We start from the raw sequence: 7,855 nt of genomic DNA on the forward strand, positions 1-7,855 counted from the left end.
AAACTTATATCTTGAAGCTACGAAGTAGAGCTCTTGTAGCTTTTTACTTTCAGCAGCTTGGCTGCGCACTTTTCACTTTAAACTTTTCACTTGAAGCGGCTCAGCCGCGCTCTTGAAACTTATATCTTGAAGCTACAAAGTAGCGCGCTTGGAGCTTTTAACTTTCAGCAGCTTGGCTGCGCACTTTTATCTTTTCCTTGCAGCGGTGAAACCGCGACCTTGAGCCTTGAAGCTACGCAGTAGCGCACTTTTACCTGCGCGCTAGCGCTGCTACATCCAATCTGCGTTACGGATTACACCGACGGCTAAGCCTTCGATTTCCAATTGCTGGAATTCTAGATCAACCTCAATGCTATTAAAGCTTTCGTTTTCTGCGTGCAAAAATACCCGTTTACCCTCACGTTCAAAGCGCTTCACGGTTACGTCATCGTCTAAGCGTGCAACAACCACTTGCCCATTTTGAACGTCTTGGGTTTTATGTACGGCCAGTAAATCACCATCCATAATCCCAATGTCTTTCATACTTTCACCCTGAACGCGTAGCAAGAAGTTTGCTGCGGGGTGGAACAAGTTAGGATCAACAGCGTAACGAGACTCAACATGTTGCGATGCCAAAATTGGCGCACCAGCAGCAACCTGCCCAATAAGCGGCAGACCTTCAATGCTTGGGTCATTCGCTGCATCGTCTTGCACTTCGGTATTGGCTGATTCAACTAAACGAATACCGCGAGAGGTTCCTGGAACCATCTCAATAACGCCTTTGCGGGCTAAAGCTCGCAAGTGTTCCTCAGCCGCATTAGCCGAACGAAACCCTAAATGCTTGGCTATTTCAGCCCGGGTGGGAGGCATTCCAGTTTCTTGAATATGGCTTTTGACTAACTCAAAGACTTCTGTTTGTCGTTTCGTTAAGGGCTTCATTGCTTTACCTGTTTTTATATACAGCAACTGTTATTGTATCCAGTATTAAAAAAGGTGCAAGTGCTAGTTTCAAATACACGTTGTAAGGACTCGTCGATACTCGAAGAATAGATAATGTGTCGTTGCTTTTGTTTTTAACTTCTTATCAAAAGCGCCTTGATTGGAACTCGAGCTTTGCAAAGAAAAACGAGAAGATTGATTACCAATTCATATATCTGAAATTTCGAATTATAGAAACGATATAGGTCAATTTTACTAGACGGTTCGCAAAACGAAAGTTAATTAATGGTATGCAATCCCTGTTTCCCTTGAAGGTTTCATTACCAATGATATATATCTTAGTATTTTATTGAATAATATGTTGCTTGATTCCGTAACTCATTGGGCTATCCTCAAGGCTCACTTTTAAAGTTAACTTTTATCATGGATGAGTAATTAGCCGTGTCTCTCACCGCCATTTTTGTTGTTGCTGTATTTGGCTTAACCGTCGCAGGGCTGATTAGGTTTCAAAACTCACCAGAAAAAATATTCGCGGCAGCATTATGCCTACTATTTGTAAGTAATATCATAAGCACGGAACAAGTTATTAACAGCTTTGCAAACAAAGGCTTATTGACTTTAATTCTACTAATGGTTTGTTCTCTAGCATTGGAGAAAACCAAGTTATTGCAGCTAGTTACTAGCTATATCATCCGAAGCAGCTACAAAGCCACGTGGTTTCGACTATACATTCTAACTGCTCTTTCGAGCTCAATATTAAACAATACCGCTGTGGTATCGACTATGCTTGCGCCTATTCGCAATAATGTTAACCACCCTGCGAGCAAATTACTTCTGCCACTAAGCTATGCGGCAATTCTTGGCGGCACCCTAACTTTAGTAGGCACATCAACAAATCTCATTGTGAACTCTATGGTTATAGACTATGGCCTACCCTCGCTAGGTTTCTTCGATTTTACTCTCGTTGGTATTTGCTTGGTGAGTGGTTGCGGTGTACTGCTATTTTTTATGAGTCGGTTTTTACCTAGTAATGCAAGAGTAGTAACTTTAGCGGCAGACTATTTAATTGATATGGAGGTAAGCACAAGCTCATCTTTGATTGGCAAAAGTATCGATGTTAATGGACTTCGAAATTTGGAATCGGTTTTCTTGGTAGAAATACTTCGCAACGAGCGTCTTATTTCTCCCGTAGCTCCAACAGAAATCATTCAGGCGAACGATAGGCTGATTTTTAGTGGTGATATCAAAAAAGTTACCTTACTGAATAGGTTTGATGGGCTAAGTTCGTTCGCCCATGAGAGCGGACTGCCTTTGAGCAATTTAAGTGAAGTAGTTGTGAGACCTGAAAGCATGTTAGTTCGGCGCACACTAAAACGAGTTGGTTTTAGGGCACTTTTTGATGCAGCGGTAGTAGCGATCAAACGTGACGGAACAAATGTCAGTGGCAAGCTTGGTGACGTTGTTCTTCAAGCTGGAGACTACTTAGTGCTTGCTGTAGGTGATGACTTTAAGTCTCGACATAATCTAAGCAAAAACTTTTTCCTACTCAGCGATGTACAAACCGAAAATCAGTTACGCGGCGGGAAGGAGAAAATTGCTATTTATGGTTTTTTCGCAGCAATCGCACTTGCCGCATTTGATATCCTGCCTTTATTTAAAGGTATGTTGATGTTGTTAGCAGCTTTAGTATTCAGCGGAGCATTGAGCTCTAATGAAATTATGCAGCGTCTGCCAAAAAATATCTGGGTGATCATTGCATCAGCATTAGCACTATCTCAAGCACTCAAAAATTCAGGGGCATTTGATGGTTTGAATACATTAATTCAAGCTAATCAAGGTATATTAACCCCCTTGGTAGCTCTGATCATCATCTACGTTCTTACTTGGTTATTTACCGAGTTGGTAACAAACAATGCAGCCGCCGCATTGATGTTTCCGGTGGCGATGGAATTAGGTAGTAGTCTTGGTATGAACCCAATGGCTGTCATCATGGCGGTGGCATATGGGGCCAGTGCAAGTTTTATAAGCCCCTATGGTTATCAAACTAATTTAATGGTTTATAACGCCGGTCAGTATAGAATAAAAGACTTTGTTAAAATAGGCGCGCCAATGTGTCTGTTATACGGAATTATTGTAATAGCTTCGATAAATGCGTTTATCGGCCTTTAACTAAATAGGGAAATACGAGATGAACATATCTCCACAACGAATGACTCACCTGAAGCAACTTGAAGCTGAGTCAATACACATCATGCGTGAAGTAGCTGCTGAGTTTGATAACCCGGTGATGCTGTATTCTGTGGGTAAAGATTCATCAGTAATGCTGCACCTGGCTAAAAAAGCATTTGCACCAGGTATACCGCCTTTCCCATTAATGCATGTAGATACCACTTGGAAGTTTAAGGAAATGATCGCCTTTCGTGACTACATGGCCGACAAAGTTGGCATGAAGCTCATTGTGCATCAAAATCCTGAGGGCGTAGCTATGAATATTAGCCCATTTGTCCATGGTAGCTCTTATCATACCGATGTAATGAAAACTCAAGGGCTAAAACAAGCGCTTGATAAACATGGTTTTGATGCTGCTTTTGGTGGCGCACGCCGCGATGAAGAGAAATCTCGCGCCAAAGAGCGTGTTTATTCGTTTAGAGATGAACATCACCGTTGGGATCCAAAAAACCAACGTCCAGAACTTTGGAATATTTTCAACGGCAAAGTGAATAAAGGCGAAAGCATCCGCGTATTTCCATTATCCAACTGGACCGAACTTGATATTTGGCAGTATATCTACCTAGAAAGCATTGAAATTCCTGAGCTTTACTTATCCAAGAAACGCCCCGTGGTTGAACGCGACGGCATGTTGATCATGAAAGATGATGAACGCATGGAGCTTAAAGAAGGCGAAGTTGTCGAAGAAAAAATGGTGCGTTTTCGCACCCTCGGCTGCTACCCACTAACCGGTGCGGTGGAGTCAGAAGCAACAACGCTACCTGAAATCATCCAAGAGATGTTGCTTACAACAACCTCAGAGCGCCAAGGCCGCGCCATTGACCATGATAGTTCAGGGTCGATGGAGAAGAAGAAACGCGAGGGATATTTCTAATCTACGGTTAGGAATAAGGGGCGGCGTAAACGCCTGCAAGTTACAAGGGCGCTACTCTGTAGCTGCAAGTGGAAAGTGGAAAGTGAAAAGTAACCCCCTGACCAAGCTTTAAGGTTGATTTAGGTAAACTGTTCGATGCAGAGATTTGAAAACTTAGAGGTTTGGAAACGCTCAGCTCGCCTGTCATGTGAAGTTTATAAACACTTTGCTGATAGCCGGGACTTTGGTTTTAAGGACCAAATAACACGCTCTTCACTTTCTATCGCGTCCAACATAGCCGAGGGGCACGAGCGACGAACCACAAAGGAGTTTGCTAATTTTCTCTCTTATGCAAAGGGTTCAAGCGGCGAATTAAGAACTCAAATTTATATAGGGATCGATATTAATTATATACCGAGTTCCCTTGGAAAAGCCTGGATAACAGAAGCAGAAGAAATATCCAAAATGATTTCAGGTTTAGTTAAGTCGATCAGTGAGGATTGAATCAATGCGAGGTCTATTGCTTTCAACTTTTCACTTTTCACTTTCCCTTTTTACTAATTGGCTGATTTTATGAATTCTCCATATAACAAAAAAGACAATGAATCACTTAGTGACGACATTGTTTGGCATAACGCTACTGTGACCCATGCGGATCGTGAGTCGCTAAAGCAGCAGAAATCGGTAGTACTTTGGTTCACCGGTTTAAGTGGTTCAGGTAAGTCTACGGTTGCTAACGCGGTTGAAAGTAAACTGCTTAGTCTTGGTAAGTTCAGTTATTTGCTTGATGGCGATAATGTTCGTCATGGCTTAAATAAAGACTTAGGGTTTAGCGACCAAGATCGCATTGAGAATATTCGCCGCATTGGCGAAGTGGCTAAGCTATTCGTCGACAGTGGCAGTATTGTTTTAACAGCATTTATTAGTCCGTTTATTAGCGATCGCCAGCAGGTTCGCGAGCTATTACAGCCGCAGCAGTTTTTAGAAGTATTTATCGATACGCCTATCGAAGTTTGTGAACAGCGCGACCCTAAAGGCTTGTATAAAAAAGCTCGTGCTGGTGAGATTAAGCACTTCACAGGTATTGATTCAGAGTATCAAGCACCAGTTTCACCTGAGATACATGTAAAAACAGCTGAATTTTCTGTTGAGCAATGCGCGGAACAGATCGTGGCCCAGCTAGAACAGCGCGGCTACTTAAAACTCTCTGCCGTTTAACACTATCGGCCGAAGATAAAGAGGATAACAATGCATTACGATGTATTTAACGGCGACGCTGACGGTATTATCGCTTTGATTCAAATGCGATTACATACCCCTAAGGCGAGTACTTTGATTACGGGTGTTAAGCGCGATATTAAATTGCTTGAGCAAGTCGTTGCCGCAGGTGATGCAGCATCGGTCACGGTGCTGGATATCTCGATGGAAAAAAATGCCGCGGCTTTGGAGCAACTGCTAACTATTGGTGTTGAAGTCTTTTATTGCGACCATCATCGTAGTGGCGAAATTCCGAGTTCAGCTAAGCTCAAAGCCTTAATCGACCTCGATGCCCAGGTTTGTACGAGCTTGTTGATTAGCGAATACTTAGGCAACCCTTATATTCATTGGGCTATAACCGCTGCTTTTGGCGACAATTTGCATGCGAAAGCGCAACAACTAGTCATAGAACATGGGATTAGCGAAGCGGATAGCGCTTTCTTGAAAGAGTTAGGCACATTGATCAACTATAACGGCTATGGCAACTCTTTGGGTGACTTGCATATTGCACCTCGCGATTTGTACCAGCAACTATTGGCATTTCCAAATCCACTGGCACTACGAGATGATCCAAACTCAGTTTTCTATCAGCTCAAAGCTGGGTATGACAAAGATTACGCTTTTGTTACGGCCTTAGAGCCAATTCAAAATGATTCGGTTTGCCGTATTTTTGAATTGCCTTGTGAAGCGTGGGCAAGACGCATTTCAGGCGTATTTGGCAATGAGCTAGCAAACCAAGCGCCCGACCAGGCGCATGCAGTGCTGACACTCAATGCAAGTAAAACAGACTACTTAGTCAGTGTGCGGGCTCCGATTAATAACCGGCTTGGTGCTGATGAGATTTGTTCACAGTTTGCGACCGGTGGCGGTCGAAAAGCAGCCGCCGGTATAAATGCCTTAGCACTTGAACAAAAACAACAATTTATTCAAACGCTACATCGTTTTTATAGCTAATTTTTTGGAAGAAAGATTGTCTGTAGCTTTAGTTTAAGCTTGGACTAAATCCCTAAAGGAAAAACAAATGTCACATAGTTCAGAGTTAATCGCCGAAGATATTGAAGCCTATTTAAAGGTCCACGAAAACAAAGATTTATTACGTTTTCTAACCTGCGGCAACGTTGATGATGGGAAGTCAACGCTGATTGGTCGCCTACTCTTTGATAGTAAGCTTATCTATGAAGATCAAATGGCGGCGATTGAAAAAGACTCTCAAAAGTTTAATACCACCGATGAAGACTTCGATTTAGCATTGTTGGTAGATGGTCTTCAATCTGAGCGCGAGCAAGGCATTACTATTGACGTTGCCTATCGCTATTTTTCAACCGACAAACGCAAGTTTATTATTGCCGACACCCCGGGTCACGAACAATACACCCGCAATATGGTAACCGGCGCATCCACATGTGACTTAGCAATTGTAATGGTTGATGCCCGTCGCGGTATACAAACCCAAACGCGTCGCCATAGCTTCATTTGTAGCTTGCTCGGGATTAAACACATTATTGTTGCTATTAACAAAATGGACTTAGTTGACTACAGCCAAGAGGTTTACCAGCAAATTAAAGCTGACTATCGTGAGATGGCAAAAGGCTTTGATATCGACGATATTCGTTTTGTGCCTATCTCAGCACTGACCGGCGATAACGTGGTTATTCCAAGTGAAGTGATGGATTGGTACCCAGGTGCCACCTTAATGAAACTCTTGGAAACGGTTAAAATTGACCAAGATAAAGACTTAACCCATATGCGCTTTCCAGTGCAGTATGTGAACCGTCCTAATTTGGATTTTCGTGGGTTCTGCGGCACCTTAGCCTCAGGAATAGTCGAAGTAGGTGACGAAGTGACAGCTTTGCCGTCAGGTAAAAGCTCTAAGATTAAAACCATCTACACTCAAGATGGTGAATTAAGCAGTGCGCAACCAGGACAAGCAATCACGATAACTTTGGAAGACGAAATCGACGTCTCGCGAGGCGATATGTTGGTGCATGTCGGTCATGAGCCAAGCGTGACCAACAAACTTGATGCGCATGTGGTTTGGATGGATGAAAACCCCTTGCGAACCCATAAAGAGTACACCTTTAAGTTTGCGACCAAATCATGCACTGGCAAAGTGTCCGAGCTACCACACAAAATTGATGTGAATACCCTCGAACAACATGCTGAAAATAGTGAGTCACTAGAGCTCAACGAAATTGCGCTAGCGAGCATCTTGCTAACCGATAAAGTTGCCGTTGATTGCTATAAACTATTGCCGCAAACCGGTGCCTTCGTAATCATCGATCGTCACACCAACGTAACAGTAGGTGCAGGCGTCGTAGAAAGCACGGCAGATGGTCAAGATACAACGCGCCATTATAGTCAATCTGAAAAAGACCTAAATGCCTATGTTCGTAAGCATTTCCCTGAGTGGGGATGTGAAGAGATCTAAAACGCCGAAGGCGCTTTAGACTCTAGGTACAAGAGCGCAGCCAACAGGCTGCTGCAAGTTTCAAGAGCGTCGCTACGCTCCTTCAAGGAAGATCAAAACAATAAGAGGAGCAAGGAGCAAGGAGCAAGGAGCAAGGAGCAAGGAGCAAGGAGCAAGGAGCAAGGAGCAAG

The 7,855-nt window shown here is 43.2% G+C and carries 7 protein-coding genes; 6 read left to right on the plus strand and 1 reads right to left on the minus strand.

The genetic code is table 11. The features are described 5' to 3' along the window. Positions 1–270: 270 nt before the first annotated feature. Entirely contained in the window at positions 271–918 is a 648-nt protein-coding gene (gene lexA, locus DBZ36_RS18940) for a transcriptional repressor LexA (protein WP_120356554.1), read from the minus strand. Between the two features lie 441 nt (positions 919–1,359). Here lexA and DBZ36_RS18945 point away from each other — a divergent pair, with 441 nt between their 5' ends. From DBZ36_RS18945 to cysN, 6 genes are all read left to right on the plus strand, one after another. Continuing rightward, a complete protein-coding gene (locus DBZ36_RS18945) occupies positions 1,360–3,087 on the plus strand; it encodes an SLC13 family permease (RefSeq protein ID WP_120356555.1) in 1,728 nt (575 codons plus the stop codon). 19 nt (positions 3,088–3,106) lie between these two features. Further along, positions 3,107–4,021, plus strand: a complete 915-nt coding sequence (cysD, locus tag DBZ36_RS18950) for a sulfate adenylyltransferase subunit CysD (RefSeq protein ID WP_120356556.1) — start codon at positions 3,107–3,109, stop codon at positions 4,019–4,021. 135 nt (positions 4,022–4,156) lie between these two features. After that, positions 4,157–4,504 (plus strand): four helix bundle protein, encoded by a 348-nt coding sequence (locus DBZ36_RS18955; protein ID WP_120356557.1) that lies wholly within the window; start codon positions 4,157–4,159, stop codon positions 4,502–4,504. A gap of 69 nt (positions 4,505–4,573) precedes the next feature. Next, the gene (cysC, locus tag DBZ36_RS18960) at positions 4,574–5,218 is read left to right on the plus strand and encodes an adenylyl-sulfate kinase (protein ID WP_120356558.1); all 645 of its coding nucleotides are present in this window, start codon (positions 4,574–4,576) and stop codon (positions 5,216–5,218) included. Between the two features lie 30 nt (positions 5,219–5,248). Continuing rightward, positions 5,249–6,211 carry a DHH family phosphoesterase gene (locus tag DBZ36_RS18965; protein WP_120356559.1) on the plus strand — a complete coding sequence of 321 codons (963 nt, stop codon included), beginning with the start codon at positions 5,249–5,251 and terminating at the stop codon, positions 6,209–6,211. A 67-nt stretch (positions 6,212–6,278) separates the two neighbouring features. Then, positions 6,279–7,685: a sulfate adenylyltransferase subunit CysN gene (cysN, locus tag DBZ36_RS18970; protein WP_120356560.1), complete on the plus strand. Its 1,407-nt coding sequence runs from the start codon at positions 6,279–6,281 to the stop codon at positions 7,683–7,685. The last annotated feature ends 170 nt before the right edge of the window (positions 7,686–7,855 follow it).

Source organism: Alginatibacterium sediminis, assembly GCF_003610775.1.
Classification (GTDB): Bacteria; Pseudomonadota; Gammaproteobacteria; order Enterobacterales; family Celerinatantimonadaceae; genus Alginatibacterium; species Alginatibacterium sediminis.

What these genes read in the sequence shown, in the direction of transcription:
- lexA (WP_120356554.1), bottom strand. Translation starts at nt 918, where the DNA reads ATGAAGCCCTTAACGAAACGACAAACAGAAGTCTTTGAGTTAGTCAAA.
- cysD (WP_120356556.1), top strand. Translation starts at nt 3,107, where the DNA reads ATGAACATATCTCCACAACGAATGACTCACCTGAAGCAACTTGAAGCT.
- DBZ36_RS18955 (WP_120356557.1), top strand. Translation starts at nt 4,157, where the DNA reads ATGCAGAGATTTGAAAACTTAGAGGTTTGGAAACGCTCAGCTCGCCTG.
- cysC (WP_120356558.1), top strand. Translation starts at nt 4,574, where the DNA reads ATGAATTCTCCATATAACAAAAAAGACAATGAATCACTTAGTGACGAC.
- DBZ36_RS18965 (WP_120356559.1), top strand. Translation starts at nt 5,249, where the DNA reads ATGCATTACGATGTATTTAACGGCGACGCTGACGGTATTATCGCTTTG.
- cysN (WP_120356560.1), top strand. Translation starts at nt 6,279, where the DNA reads ATGTCACATAGTTCAGAGTTAATCGCCGAAGATATTGAAGCCTATTTA.